The sequence below is a fragment of the Polaribacter sp. R2A056_3_33 genome (assembly GCF_019278485.1).
Taxonomy (GTDB): Bacteria; Bacteroidota; Bacteroidia; order Flavobacteriales; family Flavobacteriaceae; genus Polaribacter.
The window spans coordinates 379,564-404,245 of record NZ_CP058984.1 but is presented as its reverse complement, the minus strand read 5'-3'; the positions used below and the strand labels follow the sequence as shown (position 1 = coordinate 404,245).

Annotated in this window: 37 protein-coding genes; 36 read left to right on the top strand and 1 reads right to left on the bottom strand. The window is 32.6% G+C overall.

Going from position 1 to position 24,682, the window contains the following annotated elements:
• Nucleotides 1-116: 116 nt before the first annotated feature.
• Nucleotides 117-1,751 (bottom strand): POTRA domain-containing protein, encoded by a 1,635-nt coding sequence (locus H0I29_RS01895; protein WP_218754216.1) that lies wholly within the window; start codon nucleotides 1,749-1,751, stop codon nucleotides 117-119.
• A 206-nt stretch (nucleotides 1,752-1,957) separates the two neighbouring features.
• Here H0I29_RS01895 and rpsL point away from each other — a divergent pair, with 206 nt between their 5' ends.
• The 36 genes from rpsL to H0I29_RS01715 all read left to right on the top strand — a co-directional run bounded on the left by rpsL (nucleotide 1,958) and on the right by H0I29_RS01715 (nucleotide 24,563).
• On the top strand, nucleotides 1,958-2,332 hold the full coding sequence (gene rpsL, locus H0I29_RS01890; protein ID WP_018943587.1) for a 30S ribosomal protein S12: 375 nt from the start codon (nucleotides 1,958-1,960) through the stop codon (nucleotides 2,330-2,332).
• 137 nt (nucleotides 2,333-2,469) lie between these two features.
• Nucleotides 2,470-2,949 (top strand): 30S ribosomal protein S7, encoded by a 480-nt coding sequence (rpsG, locus tag H0I29_RS01885; RefSeq protein ID WP_087522435.1) that lies wholly within the window; start codon nucleotides 2,470-2,472, stop codon nucleotides 2,947-2,949.
• 5 nt (nucleotides 2,950-2,954) lie between these two features.
• Nucleotides 2,955-5,072 (top strand): elongation factor G, encoded by a 2,118-nt coding sequence (fusA, locus tag H0I29_RS01880; protein WP_218754215.1) that lies wholly within the window; start codon nucleotides 2,955-2,957, stop codon nucleotides 5,070-5,072.
• 17 nt (nucleotides 5,073-5,089) lie between these two features.
• Complete coding sequence (rpsJ, locus tag H0I29_RS01875; protein ID WP_004568745.1) at nucleotides 5,090-5,395, top strand: 30S ribosomal protein S10; 306 nt, start codon at nucleotides 5,090-5,092, stop codon at nucleotides 5,393-5,395.
• Nucleotides 5,396-5,735: 340 nt separating this feature from the next.
• Nucleotides 5,736-6,353, top strand: coding sequence for a 50S ribosomal protein L3 (gene rplC, locus H0I29_RS01870; protein ID WP_218731149.1), 618 nt, complete (start codon nucleotides 5,736-5,738; stop codon nucleotides 6,351-6,353).
• Entirely contained in the window at nucleotides 6,353-6,982 is a 630-nt protein-coding gene (gene rplD, locus H0I29_RS01865) for a 50S ribosomal protein L4 (RefSeq protein ID WP_165732598.1), read from the top strand. Before rplC ends, rplD begins: the two co-directional genes overlap by 1 nt.
• Nucleotides 6,983-6,991: 9 nt before the next feature.
• A complete protein-coding gene (gene rplW, locus H0I29_RS01860; RefSeq protein WP_218731148.1) occupies nucleotides 6,992-7,282 on the top strand; it encodes a 50S ribosomal protein L23 in 291 nt (96 codons plus the stop codon).
• 12 nt (nucleotides 7,283-7,294) lie between these two features.
• Nucleotides 7,295-8,119 carry a 50S ribosomal protein L2 gene (rplB, locus tag H0I29_RS01855; RefSeq protein WP_165732600.1) on the top strand — a complete coding sequence of 275 codons (825 nt, stop codon included), beginning with the start codon at nucleotides 7,295-7,297 and terminating at the stop codon, nucleotides 8,117-8,119.
• 6 nt (nucleotides 8,120-8,125) lie between these two features.
• Complete coding sequence (gene rpsS, locus H0I29_RS01850) at nucleotides 8,126-8,404, top strand: 30S ribosomal protein S19 (protein WP_068451508.1); 279 nt, start codon at nucleotides 8,126-8,128, stop codon at nucleotides 8,402-8,404.
• 6 nt (nucleotides 8,405-8,410) lie between these two features.
• Complete coding sequence (gene rplV / locus H0I29_RS01845; protein WP_068451511.1) at nucleotides 8,411-8,815, top strand: 50S ribosomal protein L22; 405 nt, start codon at nucleotides 8,411-8,413, stop codon at nucleotides 8,813-8,815.
• A gap of 11 nt (nucleotides 8,816-8,826) precedes the next feature.
• A complete protein-coding gene (rpsC, locus tag H0I29_RS01840; protein ID WP_158841427.1) occupies nucleotides 8,827-9,552 on the top strand; it encodes a 30S ribosomal protein S3 in 726 nt (241 codons plus the stop codon).
• 22 nt (nucleotides 9,553-9,574) lie between these two features.
• The gene (gene rplP / locus H0I29_RS01835; protein ID WP_165732601.1) at nucleotides 9,575-10,006 is read left to right on the top strand and encodes a 50S ribosomal protein L16; all 432 of its coding nucleotides are present in this window, start codon (nucleotides 9,575-9,577) and stop codon (nucleotides 10,004-10,006) included.
• Between the two features lie 11 nt (nucleotides 10,007-10,017).
• Complete coding sequence (rpmC, locus tag H0I29_RS01830) at nucleotides 10,018-10,209, top strand: 50S ribosomal protein L29 (protein ID WP_100947456.1); 192 nt, start codon at nucleotides 10,018-10,020, stop codon at nucleotides 10,207-10,209.
• Nucleotides 10,210-10,229: 20 nt separating this feature from the next.
• Nucleotides 10,230-10,487: a 30S ribosomal protein S17 gene (gene rpsQ, locus H0I29_RS01825; RefSeq protein ID WP_065320234.1), complete on the top strand. Its 258-nt coding sequence runs from the start codon at nucleotides 10,230-10,232 to the stop codon at nucleotides 10,485-10,487.
• A 1-nt stretch (nucleotide 10,488) separates the two neighbouring features.
• Nucleotides 10,489-10,857: a 50S ribosomal protein L14 gene (rplN, locus tag H0I29_RS01820; protein ID WP_068451523.1), complete on the top strand. Its 369-nt coding sequence runs from the start codon at nucleotides 10,489-10,491 to the stop codon at nucleotides 10,855-10,857.
• Nucleotides 10,858-10,870: 13 nt separating this feature from the next.
• Nucleotides 10,871-11,173, top strand: a complete 303-nt coding sequence (gene rplX / locus H0I29_RS01815) for a 50S ribosomal protein L24 (RefSeq protein WP_068451526.1) — start codon at nucleotides 10,871-10,873, stop codon at nucleotides 11,171-11,173.
• A gap of 8 nt (nucleotides 11,174-11,181) precedes the next feature.
• Nucleotides 11,182-11,733 (top strand): 50S ribosomal protein L5, encoded by a 552-nt coding sequence (rplE, locus tag H0I29_RS01810; protein WP_165732602.1) that lies wholly within the window; start codon nucleotides 11,182-11,184, stop codon nucleotides 11,731-11,733.
• Nucleotides 11,734-11,736: 3 nt separating this feature from the next.
• Nucleotides 11,737-12,006 carry a 30S ribosomal protein S14 gene (gene rpsN, locus H0I29_RS01805; RefSeq protein WP_165732603.1) on the top strand — a complete coding sequence of 90 codons (270 nt, stop codon included), beginning with the start codon at nucleotides 11,737-11,739 and terminating at the stop codon, nucleotides 12,004-12,006.
• A gap of 164 nt (nucleotides 12,007-12,170) precedes the next feature.
• Nucleotides 12,171-12,569, top strand: coding sequence for a 30S ribosomal protein S8 (rpsH, locus tag H0I29_RS01800; RefSeq protein ID WP_068451535.1), 399 nt, complete (start codon nucleotides 12,171-12,173; stop codon nucleotides 12,567-12,569).
• Between the two features lie 9 nt (nucleotides 12,570-12,578).
• On the top strand, nucleotides 12,579-13,124 hold the full coding sequence (gene rplF, locus H0I29_RS01795) for a 50S ribosomal protein L6 (protein ID WP_218731147.1): 546 nt from the start codon (nucleotides 12,579-12,581) through the stop codon (nucleotides 13,122-13,124).
• An 11-nt stretch (nucleotides 13,125-13,135) separates the two neighbouring features.
• The gene (gene rplR, locus H0I29_RS01790; RefSeq protein ID WP_165732605.1) at nucleotides 13,136-13,486 is read left to right on the top strand and encodes a 50S ribosomal protein L18; all 351 of its coding nucleotides are present in this window, start codon (nucleotides 13,136-13,138) and stop codon (nucleotides 13,484-13,486) included.
• A 3-nt stretch (nucleotides 13,487-13,489) separates the two neighbouring features.
• Nucleotides 13,490-14,014 (top strand): 30S ribosomal protein S5, encoded by a 525-nt coding sequence (gene rpsE / locus H0I29_RS01785; RefSeq protein ID WP_302849956.1) that lies wholly within the window; start codon nucleotides 13,490-13,492, stop codon nucleotides 14,012-14,014.
• A gap of 11 nt (nucleotides 14,015-14,025) precedes the next feature.
• A complete protein-coding gene (rpmD, locus tag H0I29_RS01780) occupies nucleotides 14,026-14,208 on the top strand; it encodes a 50S ribosomal protein L30 (RefSeq protein ID WP_036783629.1) in 183 nt (60 codons plus the stop codon).
• Between the two features lie 14 nt (nucleotides 14,209-14,222).
• Nucleotides 14,223-14,672, top strand: a complete 450-nt coding sequence (gene rplO, locus H0I29_RS01775) for a 50S ribosomal protein L15 (RefSeq protein ID WP_166382668.1) — start codon at nucleotides 14,223-14,225, stop codon at nucleotides 14,670-14,672.
• Nucleotides 14,673-14,685: 13 nt separating this feature from the next.
• Entirely contained in the window at nucleotides 14,686-16,008 is a 1,323-nt protein-coding gene (gene secY, locus H0I29_RS01770; RefSeq protein ID WP_165732728.1) for a preprotein translocase subunit SecY, read from the top strand.
• A 1-nt stretch (nucleotide 16,009) separates the two neighbouring features.
• Entirely contained in the window at nucleotides 16,010-16,225 is a 216-nt protein-coding gene (gene infA / locus H0I29_RS01765; protein ID WP_004568721.1) for a translation initiation factor IF-1, read from the top strand.
• Nucleotides 16,226-16,238: 13 nt separating this feature from the next.
• Complete coding sequence (ykgO, locus tag H0I29_RS01760) at nucleotides 16,239-16,355, top strand: type B 50S ribosomal protein L36 (protein WP_004568720.1); 117 nt, start codon at nucleotides 16,239-16,241, stop codon at nucleotides 16,353-16,355.
• Nucleotides 16,355-16,720: a 30S ribosomal protein S13 gene (rpsM, locus tag H0I29_RS01755; protein WP_165732607.1), complete on the top strand. Its 366-nt coding sequence runs from the start codon at nucleotides 16,355-16,357 to the stop codon at nucleotides 16,718-16,720. The genes ykgO and rpsM overlap by 1 nt, the downstream gene beginning before the upstream one ends.
• A 77-nt stretch (nucleotides 16,721-16,797) precedes the next feature.
• On the top strand, nucleotides 16,798-17,181 hold the full coding sequence (rpsK, locus tag H0I29_RS01750) for a 30S ribosomal protein S11 (RefSeq protein WP_036825729.1): 384 nt from the start codon (nucleotides 16,798-16,800) through the stop codon (nucleotides 17,179-17,181).
• Between the two features lie 82 nt (nucleotides 17,182-17,263).
• On the top strand, nucleotides 17,264-17,869 hold the full coding sequence (gene rpsD, locus H0I29_RS01745; protein WP_208890009.1) for a 30S ribosomal protein S4: 606 nt from the start codon (nucleotides 17,264-17,266) through the stop codon (nucleotides 17,867-17,869).
• A gap of 94 nt (nucleotides 17,870-17,963) precedes the next feature.
• Entirely contained in the window at nucleotides 17,964-18,956 is a 993-nt protein-coding gene (locus H0I29_RS01740) for a DNA-directed RNA polymerase subunit alpha (RefSeq protein ID WP_165732609.1), read from the top strand.
• Nucleotides 18,957-19,016: 60 nt separating this feature from the next.
• The gene (rplQ, locus tag H0I29_RS01735) at nucleotides 19,017-19,490 is read left to right on the top strand and encodes a 50S ribosomal protein L17 (protein ID WP_068451564.1); all 474 of its coding nucleotides are present in this window, start codon (nucleotides 19,017-19,019) and stop codon (nucleotides 19,488-19,490) included.
• Between the two features lie 94 nt (nucleotides 19,491-19,584).
• The gene (gene carA, locus H0I29_RS01730; protein WP_218754214.1) at nucleotides 19,585-20,703 is read left to right on the top strand and encodes a glutamine-hydrolyzing carbamoyl-phosphate synthase small subunit; all 1,119 of its coding nucleotides are present in this window, start codon (nucleotides 19,585-19,587) and stop codon (nucleotides 20,701-20,703) included.
• Between the two features lie 127 nt (nucleotides 20,704-20,830).
• Nucleotides 20,831-22,120, top strand: coding sequence for a phosphopyruvate hydratase (eno, locus tag H0I29_RS01725; RefSeq protein ID WP_218731144.1), 1,290 nt, complete (start codon nucleotides 20,831-20,833; stop codon nucleotides 22,118-22,120).
• A gap of 177 nt (nucleotides 22,121-22,297) precedes the next feature.
• Nucleotides 22,298-23,584 carry a citrate synthase gene (locus H0I29_RS01720; RefSeq protein WP_218731143.1) on the top strand — a complete coding sequence of 429 codons (1,287 nt, stop codon included), beginning with the start codon at nucleotides 22,298-22,300 and terminating at the stop codon, nucleotides 23,582-23,584.
• A 64-nt stretch (nucleotides 23,585-23,648) separates the two neighbouring features.
• Complete coding sequence (locus H0I29_RS01715) at nucleotides 23,649-24,563, top strand: dimethylarginine dimethylaminohydrolase family protein (protein ID WP_218755171.1); 915 nt, start codon at nucleotides 23,649-23,651, stop codon at nucleotides 24,561-24,563.
• The last annotated feature ends 119 nt before the right edge of the window (nucleotides 24,564-24,682 follow it).

Below are 24,682 nucleotides of genomic sequence, written 5' to 3'. Positions count from 1 at the left end.
TATTATTTGAATTTGAATTATTTGACTCAAATATCAATATTAATTATCAATTGTGCAATCATTTTTCATAAAAATCGTTAAAATAAAGTTAAGTAATGTTAAGTTGTTATGGATAATTAAAAGTAGTTTTTCCAGTTTATCGTAAGTTTCACGCTCTTAAGGTCGGTTTCTTGTTGATTTATTTTTCCTGCTGAAAGGCTCATGTTTATTTGTGAGTTGTTGGTGTTAAATAAATAACCGAAGCCTAATCCGATTAGGTTTTCCTTTTTAGAGTTTAAGTTTATGCGTCCTAAATCAGTTATAGTATATAGATAAGATTTTTCTGAGGTCAGGTACCTGTACTCTAGATTTACAAATGTGTAGTTGTGGGTAAATATGCTTTGTTCGTTAAATCCTCTTATCGAGTTCGCTCCTCCGATTCTAAAGAGTTCATTATTAATATAGGAGTCAGAGTTTAAGTGTCCTGTTTTATTTCTGATAAAAATGCTGCTTCGTAAATTTAAATCCCATAAATATGAAATTGATGCTTCTAGTTTAAATTGGTTTGTTGTTTCGTTAGTTGTTCCTCTGTTACCAAAACTAGGGTTTATGTCTAGTTTGAATTTATTGCTTAAGAAGAAATCATTTTTAGGGAGACTGTATTTTAATTGAACACCTAAAAAATAATTACTGTAGGTTTCAATATTGTTTGTTAAATTTTCTTTTAGATTTTCAGATTTTTCAGAATTATACGTGAGGGCTAGTTTAATTTTAGAATTAATGTGGTATCCAATTCTAGAGTCAAATTTCGAGTTTAGAAATGTGGAGTCTTGTTTGTAAATAGAGAAAGTTAATTCTGGGCTAAATCTAGAGTTAAAGATGTATGGTATTTCTGTGTTTAATTTTAATTCTTGTTTTTCTTCACCTATACTGTTCCAGAATAAGCCAAATTTTTCACCTGTATTTAGAATGTTGTTTAGTTGTATTTCTAAATTTCCGTTAAACAATAGTTCTCCGTCTTCTTTTGAGGCAAAACCTATAATTCCATCAAAACTGCTATTTTGATGTTTTTTTAAATACACATATAATAATGTAGAGTCTTTTGTGAATAAAACTTCTGGAGTTTTAATCTCTTTGATAAAGTCTAAATTTTTAGAAGCGTCAGATATTTCTAAAATTTTTTCTTGATTAAATATGTCTGTATGTTTTATGTTGAAGTAATTTTTTAGGTATGATTTAGGAAAATTGTCATATCCTTTAATAATTACTTTATTTATTGTTCTTTTTTTAGAAGGGGTAATTGTTAGATCAGCAAAAAGAGTTTTGTTTTTAATTGTAATATTTTTTAATTTTACTTTAGAAAAAGACTTTCCTTCCGAATCTAGATTTGTAGATATTCCTAAGAGTGTAGTTTGTAGTTTTTCAATTGGAATAGTGAATGTGCTTTCCGTTGTGTTAAATTTTTCTAAATAAATTTCAGTTTCCCTGCTTGTTCTAATAATTGCATTGTCTATTTTATTTCCTAGGTTAAAATAAGCAACGTATTCTTTGTCTTTGTTTTTAACGCTATCTATAGAATTTGTAAAATAACCTAAATTTTTTAAGTATTCAGAAATTCTATTAATTTCCAAGTTTAGAAGAATAGTGTCTTTGTTTTTTATTTGATAATTAATTTTATTTAAAATCTTTACTTCTGTTTTATTTAAGGAGGTGAGTTTTAAAGAAAATGCTTGCGCAAAGCTTTCAGTATAAGAAAGCAGTGCAAGTATCATATATATATAAGGTGTAGTTTTTTTATTCAAAGTGGATAAAATATAAGAATCAAAAGTAAAAGAAAATCCCAATAACTAACATAAAAATAAACATTAAGAAAAAATAACTTGCTGATACTTGAATAATTAGAAAATAATTGTACATTTGCGGACTCTTAAAAAAGAGTAAAGGTTTAATTATAAACGAAAAACAGTAATAATTTAGTATGCCAACTATTCAACAATTAGTTCGTAAAGGAAGAACCAAAATAACTAAGAAGAGTAAATCGGCTGCTTTGTCGTCTTGTCCTCAAAGACGTGGAGTGTGTACTCGTGTTTATACTACAACACCAAAGAAACCTAATTCAGCAATGCGTAAAGTTGCCAGAGTTAGATTGACAAATGGTAATGAGATAAACGCATACATCCCAGGTGAAGGACATAACTTACAAGAGCACTCGATAGTATTAGTTAGAGGTGGAAGGGTAAAAGATTTACCAGGTGTTAAATATCACGTAGTACGTGGTGCATTAGATACAGCGGGAGTTGAGGGTAGAACCCAAAGACGTTCGAAGTATGGTGCAAAACGCCCAAAGAAGTAGGAGTTATCAGTAAAGGGTTGTAAGATTTTTAGAGAGTAGTTGTTGTTTGAGAGTTTTCTTGAGTTTTAACTATTGTTTTTAATGTTTTATGGCGAAGAGCTAATAACAAATTAATTAACTTTTTTAATGTAAAAGACATGAGAAAAAGAGCAGCAAAAAAAAGAGTCTTATTACCGGATCCTAAATTTAACGATCAGTTAGTAACGCGTTTTGTGAATAACTTAATGTGGAGCGGTAAGAAGTCTGTAGCGTTTAAAGTGTTTTATGACGCTTTAGAGCTAGTAGAAGAAAGAAAAGGAGAAGACGAAGAAAAGTCGGCTTTAGAAATTTGGAAAGATGGTTTATCTAATGTTATGCCTCACGTAGAAGTAAGATCTCGTCGTGTTGGTGGTGCAACGTTCCAAATACCAATGCAAATTAGACCAGACCGTAAGGTTTCTATGGCTATTAAATGGATGATTTTATATACTCGTAAGAGAAATGAGAAAACCATGGCGCAGCGTTTAGCAGCAGAAATTTTAGCAGCAGCTAAAGAAGAAGGTGCAGCAGTAAAAAAACGTACTGATACTCACAAAATGGCAGAGGCTAATAAAGCTTTCTCTCACTTCAGATTTTAATAGAAATGGCTAGAGATTTAAGATTAACAAGAAATATTGGTATTGCAGCTCATATTGATGCTGGTAAAACCACAACAACAGAACGTATCTTGTTCTATACAGGTGTTTCTCATAAGATTGGAGAAGTACATGATGGAGCAGCTACGATGGACTGGATGGAACAAGAGCAAGAAAGAGGTATCACAATTACTTCTGCTGCAACTACTTGTGAATGGGATTTTCCAAAAGAAAATGCTCAACCTACTCCAGAAACTCAAGCATACCATTTTAATATTATTGATACTCCTGGTCACGTAGATTTTACTGTAGAAGTAAATAGATCTTTACGTGTATTAGATGGATTAGTATTCTTATTTTCAGCAGTTGATGGTGTAGAGCCTCAATCTGAAACTAACTGGAGATTAGCTGATAACTATAAAGTACCTAGAATTGGATTCGTTAACAAGATGGACCGTCAAGGGTCTGACTTCTTAAAGGTTTGTCAACAGGTAAAAGATATGTTAAAGTCTAACGCAGTGCCAATTGTTTTAAATATTGGTGATGAGGATGAGTTTAAAGGTATTGTAGATTTAGTTAAAAACAGAGCTATTGTATGGCATGATGATAACTTCGGAGCTACATTCGATGTTGTTGCAATTCCAGAAGATATGAAAGATGAAGTACGTAAGTATCGTGCTTTATTAATCGAAGAAGTAGCTAGTTATGATGAGAACTTATTAGAAAAATTCATGGAAGATGAAGATTCTATTACAGAAGACGAAGTGCATAATGCATTAAGAGCTGCTGTAATGGATATGGCTATCATTCCAATGGTTTGTGGTTCTTCATTTAAAAATAAAGGTGTTCAGTTTCTTTTAGATGCTGTATGTCGTTACTTACCTTCTCCAATGGATAAGGAAGGTATTGTAGGTGTAAACCCAGATACAGAAGAAAAAGAATTACGTAAGCCTAGTGTAAAGGAGCCTTTTGCTGCTTTAGCATTTAAGATTGCTACAGACCCTTTTGTTGGTCGTTTAGCATTTTTTAGAGCATACTCTGGTCGTTTAGATGCGGGTTCTTATGTTTTAAACAACCGTTCAGGTAAAAAAGAGCGTATTTCTCGTATTTATCAAATGCATGCGAATAAGCAAAATGCAATTGATTATATTGAAGCTGGAGATATTGGTGCTGCTGTAGGTTTTAAATCTATTAAAACAGGAGATACTTTAACTGCTGAAAAATTCCCTCTTGTATTAGAGTCTATGGATTTTCCAGACCCAGTAATTGGTATTGCTATTGAGCCTAAAACAAAAGCGGATGTTGATAAATTAGGTGTTGGACTTGCTAAATTAGCAGAGGAAGACCCTACGTTTACAGTACGTTCAGATGAAGCTTCAGGACAGACTATTATTTCTGGAATGGGTGAGTTGCATTTAGATGTACTTGTAGACCGTTTAAAACGTGAGTTTAAAGTAGAAGTTAATCAAGGTCAACCTCAAGTTGAATATAAAGAAGCTATTACTGCAGAAGCAGAACATAGAGAGATTTATAAGAAACAATCTGGTGGACGTGGTAAATTTGCTGATATTGTATTTACTATTGGACCTGCAGATGAAGGTGTTCAAGGTTTACAGTTTGAGTCTGTGATTAAAGGTGGAAACGTACCTAGAGAATTTGTTCCTTCTGTAGAGAAAGGATTCAAAGAGGCTATGAAAAACGGACCTTTAGCTGGATACGAAATGGATTCAATGAAAGTTACTTTAAAAGATGGATCTTTCCACGCTGTGGATTCTGATGCTTTATCTTTTGAATTAGCTGCAAGAATGGGTTATAAAGCTTCTGCAAAATCTGCAAAAGCAAAAATAATGGAACCATTAATGAAATTAGAAGTGTTAACTCCAGAGGAGAACATGGGAGATATCGTTGGTGATTTAAATAGAAGAAGAGGTCAAGTAAACGACATGAGCGATCGTAATGGGTCTAAAGTTGTTAAAGCTTTAGTACCGTTATCTGAAATGTTTGGTTACGTTACTACTTTAAGAACAATGTCTTCTGGTAGAGCAACTTCTACTATGGAATTTTCACATTATGCAGAAACTCCTTCAAATGTATCTGAAGAAGTTATCGCTAAATCTAAAGGTTAATCTCTAAATAATATAAGATGAGTCAAAAAATTAGAATTAAATTAAAGTCTTACGATTACAATTTAGTAGATAAATCTGCTGAAAAGATTGTAAAGACGGTAAAAAGTACTGGAGCTGTTGTAAACGGACCAATACCTTTACCAACACATAAAAAGATTTTTACTGTATTACGTTCTCCACACGTAAACAAAAAATCTAGAGAGCAATTTCAATTAGCTTCTTACAAAAGATTATTAGACATCTATAGTTCTTCTTCGAAAACTATTGATGCTTTAATGAAACTTGAGTTACCAAGTGGTGTTGAAGTAGAAATTAAAGTTTAATTAAACTTTAATAGTATTTCTTACGAAAGTAAGAATCTCTAAAAAAAAGTAATTTTATATTAACTTTCGGTTTAATTTTGTTAAACCGAAAGTTTTTTATACTTTTGCAACCCGAAATAGAGTAGGGTGACGCTATTTTTTGAGTAAAATCATGAAATAGTAACATGTCCAGAGCGTTTCGCGAAGGAAAAACGGAAAAAACAAAATCAGCGTTGAATTTGTTTGCGCTGTTTTTTTTGGTCGAAATTTAAAGGGTAAAAATGAAACAATTGTTTCAAAAAATTAATTATTAATATAGACGCGCTGGATAAATAGATCTATCGTCTAAAATTTTAACTAAATGTCTGGGTTAATAGGAAGAAAGATTGGGATGACCAGCTTATTCGATGAGAACGGGAAGAATATTCCTTGTACTGTAATCGAAGCAGGTCCTTGCGTTGTCACTCAGGTCAGAACCGAAGAGGTTGACGGCTATAGTGCGTTACAACTTGGTTTCGATGACAAAAAAGCAAAAAGTTCTAACAAAGCGTTAGATGGCCACTTTAAAAAAGCTGGTACCACTGCAAAGAAAAAAGTTGTTGAGTTTCAGGGATTTGAAGAGCAATTTAAGTTAGGAGACTCTATTACAGTTAGTCATTTTGAAGAAGGCGAATTCGTTGATGTATCAGGTGTATCTAAAGGTAAAGGTTTTCAAGGTGTTGTAAAACGTCATGGTTTCGGTGGTGTAGGTCAAGCTACTCATGGTCAGCATAACCGTTTAAGAGCTCCGGGTTCTATTGGTGCTGCGTCATATCCTGCAAGAGTATTCAAAGGAATGCGAATGGGAGGCCGTATGGGTGGAGATAAAGTGAAAGTACAAAACTTAAGAGTATTAAAAGTAGTTGCTGAAAAGAACTTACTTGTTGTTAAAGGAGCTATTCCTGGACACAAAAATGCTTTTGTAACTATTCAGAAATAATGGAAGTAGCAGTTTTAGATATTACAGGAAAAGATACAGGTAGAAAGGTTGAGCTTTCTAAAGATGTATTTGGAATTGAACCTAACGATCACGCAATTTATTTAGATGTAAAGCAGTATTTGGCTAACCAACGTCAAGGAACGCATAAATCTAAAGAGAGAGCAGAAATTACTGGTTCTACAAGAAAGATAAAAAAACAAAAAGGAACTGGTACTGCAAGAGCAGGTTCTATCAAGTCTGGTGTTTTTAGAGGTGGAGGTCGTATGTTCGGTCCAAGACCAAGAAGTTATTCTTTTAAATTGAATAAGAACTTAAAGCGTTTAGCACGTAAGTCTGCTTTAAGTATTCAGGCAACGGATAATAACTTAGTAGTTATTGAAGATTTTGAATTTGACAGTCCAAAAACAAAAAACTTTACAAACTTATTAGGTGCATTAGCTTTAGATGCTAGAAGATCTTTATTTGTTTTGAACGGATTAAATACAAATGTGTATTTATCTTCTAGAAACTTAAAAGGTACTACAGTGATAAACGCTGCAGATTTAAATACTTATGGTATTTTAAATGCAAGTAAGATTATTATTACTGAAGGTTCTTTAGAAGGAATTAATACAAATTTAACCAAATAGGGATTCATAATGAGTATTTTAATAAAACCTATTATCACGGAAAAAGCAACTAATGATAGCGAATTGTATAATCGCTTTACATTTATTGTAGATAAAAAAGCTAATAAATTAGAGATCAAAGGAGCTGTTGAAGCAACTTACGGAGTTTCTATTTTAAGCGTTAAGACTTTAAACTATCCAATACAAAGAAATACTAAGTTTACTAAAAAAGGTTTAGTTACTGGTATTAAAAGTGGATACAAAAAGGCTATCGTTCAAGTAGCAGAAGGAGAAAGCATTGATTTTTATAACAATCTTTAAGAAAAGACAAAAATGTCAGTTAGAAAATTAAAACCAATAACACCAGGTCAGCGTTTTAGAGTTGTAAATGGGTTCGACACCATAACAACTGATAAGCCGGAGAAAAGTTTACTTGCTCCGAAAAAACGATCTGGAGGTCGAAACAGTCAGGGTAGAATGACAACACGTAATATAGGTGGTGGTCATAAACAAAGATATCGTATTATCGATTTTAAAAGAGATAAAGCAGGTATTCCCGCAACAGTAAAAACTATAGAGTACGATCCAAATCGTACTGCATTTATTGCTTTACTTAGTTATGCTGATGGAGAAAAGCGTTATGTGATTGCACAAAACGGTTTAACAGTAGGTCAAACAATTGTAGCAGGTTCTGCTATTGCTCCAGAAATTGGAAATGCAATGGCATTAAGTGAAATTCCTTTAGGAACTGCAATTTCTTGTATAGAATTACGTCCTGGTCAAGGTGCTGTTATGGCTCGTTCTGCTGGTTCTTTTGCTCAATTAATGGCAAGAGATGGTAAGTATGCAACAGTTAAGTTACCTTCTGGTGAAACAAGATTAATCTTGTTAACATGTATGGCAACTATTGGAGTTGTATCTAATTCAGATCATCAATTATTAGTATCTGGTAAAGCAGGTAGAAGAAGATGGTTAGGTAGAAGACCAAGAGTTAACGCAGTAAGAATGAACCCTGTCGATCACCCAATGGGTGGTGGTGAAGGTCGTGCTTCTGGAGGTCATCCAAGATCTAGAAATGGTATTCCTGCTAAAGGATTTAAAACTAGATCTAAGACTAAAGCTAGTAATAAGTACATTTTAGAACGTAGAAAGAAATAATAAGTTATGGCAAGATCATTAAAGAAAGGACCTTACGTTCACTATAAATTAGAGAAAAAAGTGTTAGCTAATGTAGAGGCTGGTAGCAAAACTGTAATTAAAACTTGGTCTAGAGCAAGTATGATTACTCCAGATTTTGTAGGACAAACTATTGCTGTTCATAATGGACGTCAGTTTGTACCAGTTTTTGTTACAGAAAACATGGTAGGGCATAAATTAGGCGAATTTTCACCAACTCGTTCTTTTAGAGGACACGCTGGTGCAAAAAATAAAGGAAAAAAATAGTAGGATATGGGAGTTCGTAAAAAAAACATGGCAGATCAGTTAAAAGCAGATAGAAAGCAACGTGCTTTCGCGAAGCTTACTAACTGTCCTACATCACCGAGAAAAATGCGTTTAGTCGCAGATCAGATAAGAGGCGTTGAAGTTGAAAAAGCTTTACAAATCTTAAAATTTAGCCCGAAAGAAGCTTCAATTAATTTAGAGAAATTGTTATTGTCTGCAATTGCAAACTGGCAAGCTAAAAATGAAGAAGCATCTATAGAAGACGCTAAATTATTTGTAAAAACAATTTGTGTTGATAGCGCAGGGATGTTAAAGAGATTAAGACCAGCTCCACAAGGTCGTGCACATAGAATTCGTAAGCGTTCTAATCACGTTACTTTAGAGTTAGGTAGTAAAAATTTAAGCAATTAATTAAAGTAGAAATGGGACAAAAAACTAATCCAATAGGAAATCGTTTAGGAATCATCAGAGGTTGGGAATCTAACTGGTACGGTGGTAATGACTACGGAGATAAATTAGCTGAAGATTTTAAAATAAGACAGTATGTAAATGCTAGATTATTTAAAGCAAGTGTTTCTAGAGTAATTATAGAGCGTACTTTAAAACTTGTAACCGTTACTATCACTACGGCACGTCCAGGTATCATTATTGGTAAAGGAGGTCAAGAGGTAGACAAGTTAAAAGAAGAGCTTAAAAAAATTACAGGAAAAGAAGTTCAAATTAATATTTTTGAAATTAAACGTCCAGAATTAGATGCAAAATTAGTTGCAGTTAGTGTTGCTCGTCAAATTGAAAATAGAATTTCATACAAGAGAGCTACTAAAATGGCTATTCAAGCTACTATGCGTATGAACGCTGAAGGAATTAAAATTCAAATTTCAGGTCGTTTAAATGGAGCTGAAATGGCACGTTCTGAACATTATAAAGAAGGAAGAATTCCACTTTCTACTTTTAGAGCTGATATTGACTATGCACTTGTAGAAGCTCATACTCAATACGGAAGACTAGGTGTTAAAGTATGGATTATGAAGGGTGAGGTTTATGGAAAAAGAGAATTATCTCCATTAGTTGGCTTGTCTAAAAAACAAGGTGGTAATAAAGGTGGTGGTGATAGATCTAAACGTCAGCAACCTCGTAGAAGAAAATAATTTTTAAAATTAGAAATTAAAAATGTTACAGCCAAAAAGAGTAAAATACCGTAAGGTACAGAAGTCGAAAGGAAATATGACTGGTATTTCTGGTAGAGGAAATCAACTTTCTAATGGGATGTTTGGTATCAAATCACTAGACCAGAATTTATTAACTTCTCGTCAAATAGAAGCAGCTCGTATCGCGGCAACTCGTCATATGAAAAGAGAAGGTCAGTTATGGATTAAAGTATTTCCAGACAAGCCTATCACTAAGAAACCTTTAGAGGTACGTATGGGTAAGGGAAAAGGAGCACCAGATCATTTTGTTGCAGTTATTAAACCAGGTAGAATTTTGTTTGAAATCGGTGGAGTATCGATTGAAGTAGCAAAAGAAGCTTTACGTTTAGCAGCTCAGAAACTTCCAGTAAAAACGAAGTTTGTAGTAGCAAGAGATTTTGATATTAACGCATAATTCTAAATAAAATGAAACAATCTGAAGTAAAAGAATTATCTATAGCTGATCTTAATGAAAAGCTTGGAGCGTTGCAAAAGAATTATACTGATCTTAAAATGGCTCACGCAATCACTCCATTGGAGAACCCATTGCAGTTGAGAGGTTTAAGAAGAACTGTAGCAAGAATTGCAACAGAATTAACAAAAAGAGAATTACAATAATTCTATAGTCAGTTTTAAAGATGGAAAAAAGAAATCTTAGAAAAGAGAGAATTGGTGTTGTTTCTAGTAACAAAATGGAAAAATCTATTGTTGTTGCAGAAACTAAGAGAGTAAAGCACCCAATGTACGGTAAATTCGTATTAAAGACGAAGAAGTATGTTGCACACGACGAACAGAATGATTGCAACGAAGGAGATACTGTTAGGATCATGGAAACAAGACCTATGAGTAAATCTAAACGTTGGAGATTAGTAGAAATCCTAGAAAGAGCTAAATAATATGTTACAGACAGAATCAAGATTAAAAGTCGCAGATAACACTGGAGCAAAAGAAGTTTTAGTGATTAGAGTTTTAGGAGGAACAAGAAAACGTTACGCAAGTATTGGAGACAAGATTGTTGTAGCTGTTAAATCTGCAACTCCAAACGGAACTGTAAAAAAAGGTCAAGTATCTAGAGCAGTTGTTGTAAGAACGAAAAAAGAAGTAAGACGTAAAGACGGATCATACATCAGATTTGATGATAACGCTTGTGTACTTTTAAATCCTACAGAGGAAATGAGAGGAACTCGTGTATTTGGACCTGTTGCACGTGAGCTTCGTGAGAAACAATTCATGAAAATAGTATCATTAGCACCTGAAGTGCTTTAAATCATTATATAAGATGAAGAAGTTCAAATTAAAATCAGGAGATACTGTAAAAGTAATTGCAGGAGATCATAAAGGATCTGAAGGAAAGGTTTTACAGATCATTAAGGAGAAAGATAGAGTTTTGGTAGAAGGTGTTAACTTAGTTTCTAAGCACACTAAGCCAAGCGCTCAAAACCCTCAAGGTGGTATTGTAAAGAAAGAAGCTTCACTTCACATTTCTAACTTAATGTTAGTTGAAGATGGTGTAGCTGTGAGAGTAGGTTATAAGGTTGATGGAGATACTAAGACTAGAGTCTCTAAAAAAACTAAAAAATAAGGATAATCATGAGTTACGTACCAAGATTAAAAGCAGAATACAAAGAAAGAGTAATAAAAGCTCTTACTGAAGAATTCAGTTACAAGAATGTAATGCAAGTTCCTAAATTAGAAAAAATAGTTGTTTCTAAAGGTGTAGGTGCTGCAATTGCAGATAAGAAATTAATAGATTATGCTGTAGAAGAGTTGACTAAAATTACAGGTCAAAAAGCAGTTTCTACATTATCTAAAAAAGATATCGCTGCATTTAAATTGCGTAAAGGGATGCCAATTGGTGTTAAAGTTACTTTACGTGGAGATAAAATGTATGAGTTTTTAGATAGATTAGTTACAGCTTCTTTACCTCGTGTTAGAGACTTTAACGGTATAAAAGCTAATGGTTTTGATGGAAGAGGTAATTACAATTTAGGTATTACTGAACAAATCATCTACCCAGAGATTAATATTGATCAAGTTAAAAAAATTAGTGGAATGGATATTACTTTTGTAACATCTGCAGATACTGATAAAGAGGCTAAATCATTATTAGGAGAATTAGGTTTACCATTCAAAAAAAATTAAGAAATGGCTAAAGAATCAATGAAAGCGCGTGAGCGTAAGAGAGCAGCAACTGTTGCTAAATATGCTGAAAAGAGAAAAGCTTTAAAAGAAGCTGGAGACTATGATGCATTACAAAAATTACCTAAGAATGCTTCACCAGTTAGAATGCATAACAGATGTAAATTAACTGGTCGTCCAAAAGGATATATGAGACAATTTGGTTTATCTCGTGTTACTTTTAGAGAAATGGCCAATCAAGGGTTAATACCAGGTGTTAAAAAAGCATCTTGGTAGAAAATTTTAAATAAAGCTCAAATATAAAAATAGAATGTGTATCTTTGCACGCTCTATTTTTTTTGAGTATAAGAATTTTAACTGATTATAGGTTCATTTATCACAGAGAAATCTGTAGCATAAATAGAGGTATTTGAAAACCGTAATCGCAATTTTAAATAAATATGTATACAGATCCAATCGCGGATTTTCTTACAAGAGTAAGAAATGCAATCGCAGCAGGACACAGAGTAGTGGAAATTCCAGCTTCAAACTTGAAGAAGGAAATGACTAAAATTTTGTTTGATCAAGGGTATATTTTAAGCTACCAGTTCAATGACGATAAAGTTCAGGGAACAATTAAGATAGCTTTAAAGTACGAAAGAGAAACAAAAGAATCAGTAATTAGAAAGATTCAACGAATCAGTACACCAGGTTTACGTAAATACGTTGGCTCTACAGAGATGCCAAGAGTATTAAACGGACTTGGAATTGCTATTGTTTCTACATCTAAGGGTGTAATGACAAACAAAAAAGCACGTCAAGAGAATGTTGGAGGAGAAGTTTTATGTTACGTTTATTAATCTATAGAAATGAGTAGAATTGGAAAAAATCCTATTAGCATTTCACAAGGTGTAGATGTTAATGTAAAAGACAATGTAGTAACCGTAAAAGGAAAATTAGGTGAGTTAACTCAAACTATTTCTGAAGGTATTACAGTAGAAATCGAAGATGGTATTATCACTTTAGATAGAGCATCAGAAAGTAAAAACCATAAAGCACAACATGGTTTAATGAGAGCTTTAATCAATAACATGATTGAAGGTGTAAGTAAAGGTTGGACTAAAGATTTAGAATTGGTGGGTGTTGGTTATAGAGCATCTAATCAAGGACAAAAATTAGATTTAGCTTTAGGTTTCTCTCATAATATCGTTTTAGAATTAGCTCCAGAGGTTAAAATTGAGACAATATCTGAGAAAGGGAAAAACCCGATCATTAAATTATCTTCATTTGATAAACAATTAGTTGGTCAAATTGCTGCAAAGATTCGTTCTTTCAGAGCTCCAGAGCCTTATAAAGGAAAAGGTGTGAAGTTTGTTGGTGAAATATTAAGAAGAAAAGCAGGTAAATCTGCATAATATATAGCATTATGGCATTATCAAAGCTACAAAGAAGAGCTAGAATTAAGCGTAGAATTAGAAAGATCGTTTCTGGTACTGCTACTAAACCAAGATTATCGGTTTACAGAAGTAACAAGGAAATCTACGCTCAATTAGTAGACGATGTAAATGGAGTAACATTAGCTTCAGTTTCATCTAGAAATAAAGAAATAAACGCAAGTACTAAAATCGAAGCAGCAACAGCAGTTGGTAAATTAATAGCAGAAAAAGCTACTAAAGCTGGAGTTGAAACAATTGCTTTCGATAGAAACGGGTATTTATATCACGGTAGAGTTAAAGTATTAGCAGACGCTGCAAGAGAAGCGGGTTTAAAATTTTAAGAAATTATGCAAGGATATAAAAACGTAGAAAGAGTAAAACCTAGTGGGTTAGATCTTGTAGATAGATTAGTAGGAGTACAACGTGTTACTAAAGTAACAAAAGGTGGTAGAGCATTTGGTTTCTCTGCAATCGTAGTTGTTGGAGATGGTAATGGTGTTGTTGGTCATGGATTAGGAAAATCTAAAGATGTTGCATCTGCAATTGCAAAAGCAATTGAAGACGCAAAGAAAAATTTAGTTAGAATTCCTATTTTAGATGCAACTTTACCTCATGAGCAAAAAGGTAAATTTGGTGGAGCTAAAGTTTTTCTTAAGCCTGCATCTCATGGTACTGGAGTTATTGCTGGTGGTGCTGTAAGGCACGTACTAGAGTCAGTTGGTATTCATGATGTATTATCAAAATCTCAAGGATCATCAAATCCTCATAACGTAGTTAAAGCAACTTTTAATGCTTTATTACAATTACGTAGTGCAGCAGGTATTGCTAAGCAAAGAGGGATTTCTTTAGAGAAAGTATTTAACGGATAAACCTAAGAACGATGGCAAGAATAAAAGTTACACAAGTGAAAAGTCAAATCGGACGTCTTCAAAGTCAAAAAAGAACTTTAGAGGCATTAGGTTTACGTAAAATGAACCAAACTGTAGAGCATGAGGCAACTCCTTCTATAGTTGGTATGGTAAATACAGTTAAACACTTAGTTTCTTTCGAAGAAATTAAATAAGATATTTAGAAAAAATGAGTTTACATAATTTAACACCAGCAGAAGGTTCCATTAAAAAAGGAAAAAGAATTGCAAGGGGTGAAGGATCTGGAAAAGGTGGTACCGCTACAAGAGGTCACAACGGACAGAAATCTCGTTCTGGTTATTCTAAAAAGATTGGTTTCGAAGGAGGGCAAATGCCACTTCAGAGACGTGTACCAAAGTTTGGTTTCACAAATATTAATCGTGTTGAATATCAAGGTATCAATATTGATAAATTACAATCTTTAGTTGATAGTGGAAAGATAACAGATACAGTTACTTTAGATACTTTAATTGCTAATAGATTGGCAAGAAAAAACGACTTAATCAAGATATTAGGTAGTGGAGAGTTAAAGGCTAAATTAAATATAACTGTACATAAATTTACAGCAACAGCAAAAGCAGCTATCGAAGCAGCTGGAGGAGAAGCTGTTACTTTATAACATCCCGTAAATGATGAATTTTATTAATAGATTAAAAGAGATTTTCAGTATTGAAGAGTTGAAAAATAAAATTCTTCTTACAATCGGATTAATTGCTGTGTATCGTTTTATGGCTTCTGTTCCTTTACCTGGAATAGATCCATTACAACTTTCAGCTTTAAAAGAAAGTACTTCTGGAGGTCTTTTAGGTTTATTGAATGCATTTACAGGAGGAGCATTTGCTAGGGCGTCAGTAATGGCTCTTGGTATTATGCCTTATATTTCTGCATCTATTGTAGTTCAGTTAATGGGAATTGCGGTTCCTTATTTACAAAAACTACAAAAAGATGGAGAAAGTGGAAGAAAAAAAATTACACAAATAACAAGATGGTTAACAATTGGTATTACGTTAGTGCAAGCACCTACGTATATTACTGCTATTAAAACACAATTTGGTTTAGGACCAGAAGCGTTTTTAGTAAGTGGTGCTACTTTTTGGATATCATCAATTATCATTTTAACTGCAGGTACTATTTTTGCAATGTGGTTAGGTGAGCGTATTACAGACAAAGGTGTTGGTAATGGTATTTCATTATTAATTACTGTTGGTATTATCGCTAACTTTCCTGCTGCATTTTTACAAGAGTTTGTTGCTAAAACAACAAATGCAGGAGCAGGTGGTATTATGATGGTTTTAATAGAAATTATTGTTTGGTTTGTAGTAATTTTATTAACTGTGCTATTAGTTACTGCTGTTCGAAAGATTGCAGTGCAGTATGCTAGAAGAACGGTTGTGGGAAATGTACAAAATGTTGCAGGTTCAAGAGATTATATTCCTTTGAAATTAAATGCAGCAGGTGTTATGCCAATTATCTTTGCTCAAGCAATTATGTTTTTACCAGTTGCTTTGGCTCAGAGATTTCCAGCAATTGCTAGCTTACAAGATATGAATGGTTTATGGTACAATGTTATTTTTGCATTGTTAATTGTCATCTTTAGTTATTTCTATACTGCTATTACTATTCCTACGAATAAAATGGCGGATGATTTAAAAAGAAGTGGTGGTTTTATACCAGGTATTAGACCAGGAAAAGACACAGCAGATAGATTAGATTCTGTATTATCTAGAATTACGTTCCCAGGATCGTTATTTTTAGCAGCATTATCTATTTTACCAGCAATTGTAGTTCAGTTTGGAGTACAACAAAGTTGGGCCATGTTTTATGGTGGTACATCATTAATAATTATGGTTGGAGTTGCAATTGATACGTTGCAACAAATTAATTCGTACTTATTAAATCGTCATTATGATGGTTTGATGAAAGCGGGGAATAGCAACAGAAAATCGAATAAATAATATGGCTAAACAATCAGCAATTCAACAGGACGGAACAATTACAGAGGCATTATCTAATGCAATGTTTCGTGTAGAATTAGAAAATGGACATATTGTTACGGCACACATTTCTGGTAAAATGCGTATGCATTATATCAAATTACTACCTGGAGATAAGGTAAAATTAGAAATGAGTCCGTACGATTTATCAAAGGCAAGAATTACTTACAGATACTAAAAAAACAAAACAGATGAAAGTTAGAGCATCAGTTAAAAAAAGAAGTGCCGACTGCAAAATAGTTCGCAGGAAAGGTAGATTATACGTGATTAATAAACAAAATCCTAGATTTAAACAAAGACAAGGGTAATGGCAAGAATAGCAGGTATTGATATTCCAAAGAATAAAAGAGGTGTTATCGCATTAACTTACATCTTTGGTATAGGAAGCAGCAGAGCTCAAAAAGTTCTAGCAGAAGCAAAAGTAGATGAGAGCATTAAAGTTCAAGATTGGACTGATGATCAAATCGCAGCAATTAGAGAACAAGTAGGATCTTTCACAATTGAAGGTGAACTACGTTCTGAGGTACAGATTAACATCAAACGTTTGATGGATATCGGTTGTCAAAGAGGTATTCGTCACAGACTTGGTCTTCCTTTAAGAGGGCAGAGAACTAAGAATAACTCTCGTACAAGAAAAGGTAAGAGAAAAACTGTAGCTAACAAGAAAAAATAAGTTAGATAAAGTAATAAAGATCTAATAATAGTCTAGGCTATAAGGTTAGAAAACTAAATTACTAAAACTGAAAAATTATGGCAAAAGCAAGTTCAAAAAAGCGTAAGGTAATCATTGATGCTATTGGAGAGGCGCACGTAACTGCATCTTTTAACAACATCATTATTTCTTTAACAAATAAAAAAGGTGACGTTATTTCTTGGTCATCTGCAGGTAAAATGGGTTTTAGAGGTTCTAAAAAGAATACTCCATATGCAGCTCAATTAGCAGCAGAAGATTGTGCAAACGTTGCAAAAGAAGCAGGTTTACGTAAAGTAAAGGTATATGTAAAAGGACCGGGTAATGGTAGAGAATCTGCTATTAGATCTATCCATAATGCAGGTATCGAAGTAACAGAAATTATTGATGTTACACCTATTCCTCATAACGGATGTCGCCCTCCAAAGAGAAGAAGAGTATAATTTAATTTTTTAATTTGATAGGAACAAGATTATCGAAGGAGTAAGCCTTAATTCATAATCCCTATCTATAACAACAAAAGAAATGGCAAGATATACAGGACCAAAAACTAAAATTGCTCGTAAGTTTGGTGAAGCAATTTTTGGAGAAGATAAAAACTTCGAAAAAAGAAATTTTCCTCCAGGACAGCATGGAAATGCAAGAAGAAGAGGAAAGAAATCTGAATATGCAACTCAATTAATGGAGAAGCAAAAAGCGAAATATACTTATGGTATTTTAGAGCGTCAATTCAGTAACTTGTTTAAACAAGCACAAGCTGCTTCTGGGATTACAGGTGAAATCTTATTACAATTATGTGAATCTCGTTTAGACAACGTTGTTTACAGAATGGGTGTTTCTAACTCTAGAAGTGGAGCTCGTCAATTAGTTTCTCACAGACATATTACTGTTAATGGAGAAATAGTTAACATTCCTTCTTATAGTTTAAAAGATGGAGATGTTGTAGCTGTAAGAGAGAAATCTAAATCTTTAAGTGCTATTGAAAATGCATTAGCATCTAACAGCAATGTTTTTGAATGGTTAACTTGGAATACAGATACTAAATCTGGAACTTTTGTAAAAGCACCAGAAAGATTACAAATTCCAGAAAACATCAAAGAACAATTAATCGTAGAATTATATTCTAAGTAATAAATTAAACACATTGAAATTCGGCCAAAGGGTTTATAAATATTTCTTCACATTTATAAACCGCGCAACCGGATAACAATTAAAACGAAGAAAAATGGCAATTTTAAATTTTCAAAAACCAGATAAGGTTATTATGATTGAATCTACTGATTTTACAGGTAGATTTGAGTTTAGACCTTTAGAACCAGGTTTTGGTTTAACAATAGGAAACGCTTTAAGAAGAGTTCTTTTATCTTCTTTAGAGGGATTTGCAATTACATCATTAAGAATTGATGGTGTAGAGCATGAATTTTCTACTGTATCTGGGGTTGTAGAAGACGTTACAGAAATTATTTTAAACTTAAAACAAGTTCGTTTTAAGAAACAAATAGAAGAAACAGATAGAGAAACTGTATCTATTTCATTATCTGGTCAAGAGCAGTTTACTGCAGGAGACTTACAGAAATTTATCTCTGGTTTTCAAGTATTGAATCCAGATTTAGTAATCTGTAACATGGATAAATCTGTAAAGTTAAATGCAGAAATTACTATAGAAAAAGGTAGAGGATTTGTACCAGCAGAAGAGAATAAAAAAGCTTCAGCACCAATAGGAACAATCTTTACTGATTCTATCTACACACCAATTAAGAATGTAAAGTATGCAATCGAAAATTTTCGTGTAGAGCAAAAAACGGATTATGAAAAATTAGTTTTCGATATCGATACTGATGGATCAATCAATCCTAAAGATGCATTAACTGAGGCTGCAAAAATATTAATCCACCACTTTATGTTATTCTCTGATGAGCGTATCACTTTAGAGGCAGATGAAATTGCACAAACAGAAACGTATGATGAGGAGTCATTACACATGCGTCAGTTATTAAAAACTAGATTAATCGACATGGATTTATCTGTTAGAGCTTTAAACTGTTTAAAGGCTGCAGAAGTAGATACATTAGGAGATTTAGTTTCTTTTAACAAAAGTGATTTAATGAAGTTTAGAAACTTTGGTAAAAAATCATTAACAGAACTAGAAGAATTAGTGATTGTTAAGGGGTTAAGTTTCGGTATGGATTTAACAAAATACAAATTAGATAGAGATTAATTTTTCATAATTTGCTCCTCATAACGAGTTGATGCAAGATGAAATTATAAAACAAGGGTCATGAGACACGGAAAAAAGCATAATCATTTAGGAAGAACTACTTCACACAGAAAGGCAATGTTAGCTAATATGACATGTTCTTTAATAGAACATAAACGTATTAACACTACAGTGGCTAAAGCAAAAGCATTAAGAGTTTTTGCAGAACCATTAATAACAAAGTCTAAAAGTGATACTACTCACAACAGACGTGTTGTATTTTCTCACTTACGTGATAAATATGCAGTTACAGAATTATTTAAAGAAATCTCTGTAAAAGTAGCAGATAGACCAGGAGGTTATCTTCGTATTATTAAGTTAGGAAATCGTCAAGGTGATAATGCTCCTATGGCAATGGTTGAATTAGTTGATTACAACGAAATTTACAATCCTAATGGTAAAAAAGCTAAGAAAACTACACGTAGAGGAAGAAGCAAAAAAGCAGATGCTCCACAAGTAGAAGGAACAGCAACAGAAGAAAAATCTGAAGAATAAAAAATGAAAATTTTTTAAATTATATAAAAGGGATAAGCGTTTACGTTTATCCCTTTTTTTTATATTTTTGCATTAAGAAACACAACAACTATCAATGAAATATCAAACACGAAAAAAAGCGCTTGTTTTATTAGCAGATGGAACAATTTTTTATGGTAAATCCGTAGGAATAGAAGGAACGTCTACCGGAGAAATTTGTTTTAATACAGGTATGACTGGCTATCAAGAAATTTTTACTGACCCCTCTTATTTTGGTCAATTAATGGTTGCAACAAATGCACATATTGGTAATTATGGGGTAAATGACAACGAAGTTGAATCTGATGGAATAAAAATATCAGGTTTAATTTGTAGAAATTTTAGTTTTACGCATTCTAGAGTAGATTCTAATTGTAATTTAAAAGATTGGTTTACTAAACACAATCTTGTAGCTATTTCAGATGTTGATACTAGAGCTTTAGTGGCGTATATTAGAGATAATGGAGCTATGAATGCTATTATTTCTACTGATGTAGATAATATTGATGCCTTAAAAAAGCAATTAGCGGCAGTACCTAGTATGGAAGGTTTAGAGTTGGCTTCTAAAGTGTCTACAAAAGAACCTTATTTTGTTGGTGATGAAAATGCTGAGATTAAAATATCTGCCTTAGACATTGGTATTAAAAAGAATATTTTAAGAAATTTAGCAAAAAGAGGAGCTTACATAAAAGTGTTTCCTTACAATGCTAAGTTTGAAGATTTATTAGATTTTAATCCTGATGGTTATTTTATTTCTAATGGACCTGGAGATCCAGAACCATTGATTGAAGCACAAGAAGTAGCTAAAGAAATTATAGAAAGAAATTTACCGTTATTTGGTATCTGTTTAGGACATCAAGTAATAGCTTTGGCTAATGGAATTTCTACTTATAAAATGCACAATGGTCATAGAGGAATTAATCATCCTGTAAAAAACTTGTTGACAGGTAAGGGTGAAATCACTTCACAAAATCATGGTTTTGCTATCAATAGAGAAGAAACGGAATCTAATGACAATGTAGAAATTACACATGTTCATTTAAATGATCATACTGTTGCAGGAATTCGTATGAAAGAAAAGAATGTTTTTTCTGTGCAATATCATCCAGAAGCTAGCCCAGGACCACATGATTCTGAGTATTTATTCGACCAATTTATAGAAAATATTACCAAGGCTAAAGCAGTGATAAGTTAACATTTGTTAATTTATTTCATCTGAAAACGTTTTCGTAAGTAACTATTTAAAACCACTCATTTATGAGTGGTTTTTTGTAAATTAGCAGTATAAATAAAAGACATAAATTAATTAAATAATAAATAAAATGAGTATAATAATTAGCGTTCACGCACGTCAAATTTTTGATTCAAGAGGTAATCCAACAGTAGAAGTAGATGTAACTACAGAAAACGGAATTTTAGGTAGAGCAGCAGTTCCATCTGGAGCTTCTACAGGAGAACATGAGGCTGTAGAATTACGTGATGGTGGTAAAGATTACATGGGTAAAGGTGTTTTAAAAGCAGTATCTAATGTAAATAACATTATTGCAGCAGAATTATTAGGTACTTCTGTATTTGAGCAAAATGCAATAGATCAATTAATGATTGATTTAGACGGTACACCAAATAAATCTAAATTAGGAGCAAATGCTATTTTAGGAGTTTCTTTAGCAGCCGCTAAAGCTGCTGCTAATGAGTTAGGGATGCCTTTATATAGATATGTAGGTGGTGTTTCTGCTAATACTTTACCATTACCAATGATGAATATCATTAACGGTGGTTCTCATTCAGATGCTCCGATTGCATTTCAAGAATTTATGATTATGCCAGTTAAAGCGAAAACTTTTACTGAAGCTTTAAAAATGGGTTCTGAAATTTTCCATAACTTAAAGAAAGTTTTACACGATAGAGGTTTATCTACAGCTGTTGGTGATGAAGGAGGATTTGCTCCTAATTTAGCAGGTGGTACTGAAGATGCTTTAGAAACTATTGCTTTAGCAGTTAAAAATGCAGGTTATGTTTTTGGAGAAGAAATTAAAATTGCATTAGACTGTGCTTCTGCAGAGTTTTATGTTGATGGTAAATACGATTATACTAAATTTGAAGGTGAAACTGGAAAAATTAGAACAAGTAAAGAACAAGCAGATTATTTAGCTGAATTAGCTGCTAAATATCCTATCATCTCTATTGAAGATGGAATGGATGAAAATGACTGGGATGGTACAAAATATCTTACTGAATTAATTGGAGATAAAGTTCAATTAGTTGGTGATGATTTATTTGTAACTAATGTAGAACGTTTGGCTAAAGGAATTGAAAATGGAATAGCAAATTCTATTTTAATTAAAGTAAACCAAATTGGTAGTTTAACTGAAACTATTGCAGCTGTAAATATGGCAAAAAATGCAGGTTATACTTCAGTAATGTCTCATAGATCTGGTGAAACAGAAGATAATACTATTGCAGATTTAGCAGTAGCATTAAACTGTGGACAAATTAAAACAGGTTCTGCTTCTCGTTCAGATAGAATGGCAAAATACAACCAATTATTACGTATTGAAGAAGAATTAGGTGCAACTGCTTATTTTCCAGGAGAAAATGCTTTTAACCTTTAAGAGTAACTTTTTTAAATAGATTATAACCTCATAAGAAATTATGAGGTTTTTTTTGCATTATTCTTACATAAGCTACCTTTATTTTAAAATTCTTAAAATCTATTAGTGCACCCTTTTAAAATACTATTAAATTTGGTATCTTCGTCAAACTTAACAATACTAAAAAATCATCAGTAAATGTCAGATACAGCTAAATTACAGATTGGAGATAAAACTTATGAGTTTCCACTTGTAAAGGGTACAGAAAATGAAGTAGCCATAGATATTAAAACCTTAAGAGGTGCAACCAATGGAATTATAACTATAGATCCAGGTTATAAGAACACAGGTTCATGTGAAAGTGCTATTACTTTCTTAGATGGAGAAAAAGGTATTTTACGTTATAGAGGCTATTCTATTGAAGAATTAGCTGAAAAAGCAGATTTTTTAGAAGTATCTTATGCATTAATATTTGGTAATTTACCTACAAAGGCAGAATTAGAAAAATTTCATAATGACATTAGAGATCATTCATTAGTAGATGATGATGTTAGAAAAATATTAGAAGCATTTCCAAAGACAGCACACCCAATGGGAGTATTGTCTTCTTTAACAAGTGCTTTAACTGCATTTAATCCATCTTCAGTTAATATTGAGTCTAGAGAAGATATGTACAACGCTATTGTACGTATTATGGCTAAATTTCCAGTATTAGTGGCTTGGACTATGCGTAAGCAAAAAGGAATGCACTTAAATTATGGACAAAAATCTTTAGGTTACGTAGAGAATTTAATGTTTATGATGTTTAAGCAACCAAATGAAGATTTTGTAATTAACCCTATTGTTAAAGATGCATTAGATAAATTATTAATTTTACATGCAGATCATGAGCAAAACTGTTCTACATCTACAGTGAGGATTGTAGGTTCTTCTCATGCTGGTTTATTTGCTTCTCTTTCTGCAGGAATTTCTGCACTTTGGGGACCATTACATGGTGGAGCTAATCAGGCTGTTTTAGAAATGCTAGAAGGAATTAGAGCTGATGGAGGTGATACTAAAAAGTACATGGCCAAAGCAAAAGATAAAAATGACCCTTTCCGTTTAATGGGATTTGGACATAGAGTTTATAAAAACTTCGATCCTAGAGCTAAAATTATTAAAGCTGCAGCAGATGATGTTTTAAATGATTTAGGAGTTGAAGATCCTATTTTAGATATCGCAAGAAGTTTAGAACAAGAAGCTTTAAATGATCCTTATTTTGTTGAAAGAAAATTATACCCGAATGTAGATTTTTATTCTGGTATTATATATAGAGCTATGGGGATTCCAACAGAAATGTTTACAGTAATGTTTGCTTTAGGACGCTTACCTGGTTGGATTGCTCAGTGGAAAGAAATGCGCCTTAACAAAGAGCCAATAGGTAGACCACGTCAAATATATACAGGTGAAAACTACAGACCTTTTACAGGTATAGAAAAAAGATAAATTTTATTACATTTACAAAATCAAAGCTTCATATTTTATGAAGCTTTTTTTATCTACTTTATATATGTTACAATTAAATATTAAAAACGAAACATCTAAATTAAGAGCTGTTATCTTAGGAACTGCGAAAAGTAATGGAGGAGTGCCAAGGGTAGAAGATTGCTATGATCCTAAAAGTATAGAACATGTTCTAGCCGGAACATATCCTAAAGAATCTACAATGAACTTAGAAATGGAAGCAGTTGCTGAAATTTTAGAAAAGTATAATGTACAAGTTTTTAGACCAGATATAATTGAAAATTATAATCAAATATTTGCTAGAGATATTGCTTTTGTAATTGAAGATACTTTTATAGAAGCCAATATTCTACCAGACAGAGAAAAAGAATATAAGGCAATAGATAAAGTAATCTCACAAATAGATCCTTCTAAAGTGGTTGTTTTACCCAAAGAGTGTCATGTTGAAGGTGGTGATGTAATGCCATGGAATGAATATATTTTTGTTGGTACCTATTCTGGAAGTGATTATGCAGATTATATTACAGCGCGTACAAATATGGACGCGGTAATTGCGCTACAAGAATTATTTTCTCATAAAAAAGTAAAGTCTTTTGAGTTAAGAAAATCGAATACCAATGCAAAGGATAATGCGTTGCATTTAGATTGCTGTTTTCAACCAATAGGAAAAGACAAGGCTATTCTTCATAAAAACGGTTTTTTAATAGAAAGAGAATATGAATGGTTGGTAGATTTCTTTGGAAAGGAAAATGTTTTTGAAATAACAAAAGAAGAAATGTATAACATGAATAGTAATATTTTTTCAATTTCTGAAGAAGTTATTATTTCTGAAAAAAACTTTACAAGATTAAATACTTGGCTTAGAGAAAATGGTTTTACTGTAGAGGAAGTTGCTTATTCTGAAATATCGAAGCAAGAAGGGTTACTTAGATGTTCTACATTGCCTTTAATAAGAGATTAAGATAAAACTTTGTAACTGTTTCTAATTGTGGCTTTAAGTCTAATTATATAAGTTTGAAATGTGTCGACAATAATTAAATATTACTTTTTTAATACATAAAAAAAACGAGCAATTTGCTC

Excerpts from the sequence above, each read along its gene's own strand:
- rpsS (WP_068451508.1), top strand. The coding sequence starts at position 8,126 with ATGGCAAGATCATTAAAGAAAGGACCTTACGTTCACTATAAATTAGAG.
- rplB (WP_165732600.1), top strand. The coding sequence starts at position 7,295 with ATGTCAGTTAGAAAATTAAAACCAATAACACCAGGTCAGCGTTTTAGA.
- rplX (WP_068451526.1), top strand. The coding sequence starts at position 10,871 with ATGAAGAAGTTCAAATTAAAATCAGGAGATACTGTAAAAGTAATTGCA.
- rplE (WP_165732602.1), top strand. The coding sequence starts at position 11,182 with ATGAGTTACGTACCAAGATTAAAAGCAGAATACAAAGAAAGAGTAATA.
- rplW (WP_218731148.1), top strand. The coding sequence starts at position 6,992 with ATGAGTATTTTAATAAAACCTATTATCACGGAAAAAGCAACTAATGAT.
- eno (WP_218731144.1), top strand. The coding sequence starts at position 20,831 with ATGAGTATAATAATTAGCGTTCACGCACGTCAAATTTTTGATTCAAGA.
- H0I29_RS01715 (WP_218755171.1), top strand. The coding sequence starts at position 23,649 with ATGTTACAATTAAATATTAAAAACGAAACATCTAAATTAAGAGCTGTT.
- rpsN (WP_165732603.1), top strand. The coding sequence starts at position 11,737 with ATGGCTAAAGAATCAATGAAAGCGCGTGAGCGTAAGAGAGCAGCAACT.
- rplD (WP_165732598.1), top strand. The coding sequence starts at position 6,353 with ATGGAAGTAGCAGTTTTAGATATTACAGGAAAAGATACAGGTAGAAAG.
- secY (WP_165732728.1), top strand. The coding sequence starts at position 14,686 with ATGAATTTTATTAATAGATTAAAAGAGATTTTCAGTATTGAAGAGTTG.
- rplQ (WP_068451564.1), top strand. The coding sequence starts at position 19,017 with ATGAGACACGGAAAAAAGCATAATCATTTAGGAAGAACTACTTCACAC.
- H0I29_RS01740 (WP_165732609.1), top strand. The coding sequence starts at position 17,964 with ATGGCAATTTTAAATTTTCAAAAACCAGATAAGGTTATTATGATTGAA.
- rplN (WP_068451523.1), top strand. The coding sequence starts at position 10,489 with ATGTTACAGACAGAATCAAGATTAAAAGTCGCAGATAACACTGGAGCA.
- rplO (WP_166382668.1), top strand. The coding sequence starts at position 14,223 with ATGAGTTTACATAATTTAACACCAGCAGAAGGTTCCATTAAAAAAGGA.
- rpsL (WP_018943587.1), top strand. The coding sequence starts at position 1,958 with ATGCCAACTATTCAACAATTAGTTCGTAAAGGAAGAACCAAAATAACT.
- rpsC (WP_158841427.1), top strand. The coding sequence starts at position 8,827 with ATGGGACAAAAAACTAATCCAATAGGAAATCGTTTAGGAATCATCAGA.
- rpsG (WP_087522435.1), top strand. The coding sequence starts at position 2,470 with ATGAGAAAAAGAGCAGCAAAAAAAAGAGTCTTATTACCGGATCCTAAA.
- rpsK (WP_036825729.1), top strand. The coding sequence starts at position 16,798 with ATGGCAAAAGCAAGTTCAAAAAAGCGTAAGGTAATCATTGATGCTATT.
- rpsJ (WP_004568745.1), top strand. The coding sequence starts at position 5,090 with ATGAGTCAAAAAATTAGAATTAAATTAAAGTCTTACGATTACAATTTA.
- rpsD (WP_208890009.1), top strand. The coding sequence starts at position 17,264 with ATGGCAAGATATACAGGACCAAAAACTAAAATTGCTCGTAAGTTTGGT.
- H0I29_RS01895 (WP_218754216.1), bottom strand. The coding sequence starts at position 1,751 with ATGATACTTGCACTGCTTTCTTATACTGAAAGCTTTGCGCAAGCATTT.
- fusA (WP_218754215.1), top strand. The coding sequence starts at position 2,955 with ATGGCTAGAGATTTAAGATTAACAAGAAATATTGGTATTGCAGCTCAT.
- ykgO (WP_004568720.1), top strand. The coding sequence starts at position 16,239 with ATGAAAGTTAGAGCATCAGTTAAAAAAAGAAGTGCCGACTGCAAAATA.
- rpmC (WP_100947456.1), top strand. The coding sequence starts at position 10,018 with ATGAAACAATCTGAAGTAAAAGAATTATCTATAGCTGATCTTAATGAA.
- rpsM (WP_165732607.1), top strand. The coding sequence starts at position 16,355 with ATGGCAAGAATAGCAGGTATTGATATTCCAAAGAATAAAAGAGGTGTT.
- carA (WP_218754214.1), top strand. The coding sequence starts at position 19,585 with ATGAAATATCAAACACGAAAAAAAGCGCTTGTTTTATTAGCAGATGGA.
- rplC (WP_218731149.1), top strand. The coding sequence starts at position 5,736 with ATGTCTGGGTTAATAGGAAGAAAGATTGGGATGACCAGCTTATTCGAT.
- rplP (WP_165732601.1), top strand. The coding sequence starts at position 9,575 with ATGTTACAGCCAAAAAGAGTAAAATACCGTAAGGTACAGAAGTCGAAA.
- rpsH (WP_068451535.1), top strand. The coding sequence starts at position 12,171 with ATGTATACAGATCCAATCGCGGATTTTCTTACAAGAGTAAGAAATGCA.
- infA (WP_004568721.1), top strand. The coding sequence starts at position 16,010 with ATGGCTAAACAATCAGCAATTCAACAGGACGGAACAATTACAGAGGCA.
- rplR (WP_165732605.1), top strand. The coding sequence starts at position 13,136 with ATGGCATTATCAAAGCTACAAAGAAGAGCTAGAATTAAGCGTAGAATT.
- rplF (WP_218731147.1), top strand. The coding sequence starts at position 12,579 with ATGAGTAGAATTGGAAAAAATCCTATTAGCATTTCACAAGGTGTAGAT.
- H0I29_RS01720 (WP_218731143.1), top strand. The coding sequence starts at position 22,298 with ATGTCAGATACAGCTAAATTACAGATTGGAGATAAAACTTATGAGTTT.
- rpmD (WP_036783629.1), top strand. The coding sequence starts at position 14,026 with ATGGCAAGAATAAAAGTTACACAAGTGAAAAGTCAAATCGGACGTCTT.
- rplV (WP_068451511.1), top strand. The coding sequence starts at position 8,411 with ATGGGAGTTCGTAAAAAAAACATGGCAGATCAGTTAAAAGCAGATAGA.
- rpsQ (WP_065320234.1), top strand. The coding sequence starts at position 10,230 with ATGGAAAAAAGAAATCTTAGAAAAGAGAGAATTGGTGTTGTTTCTAGT.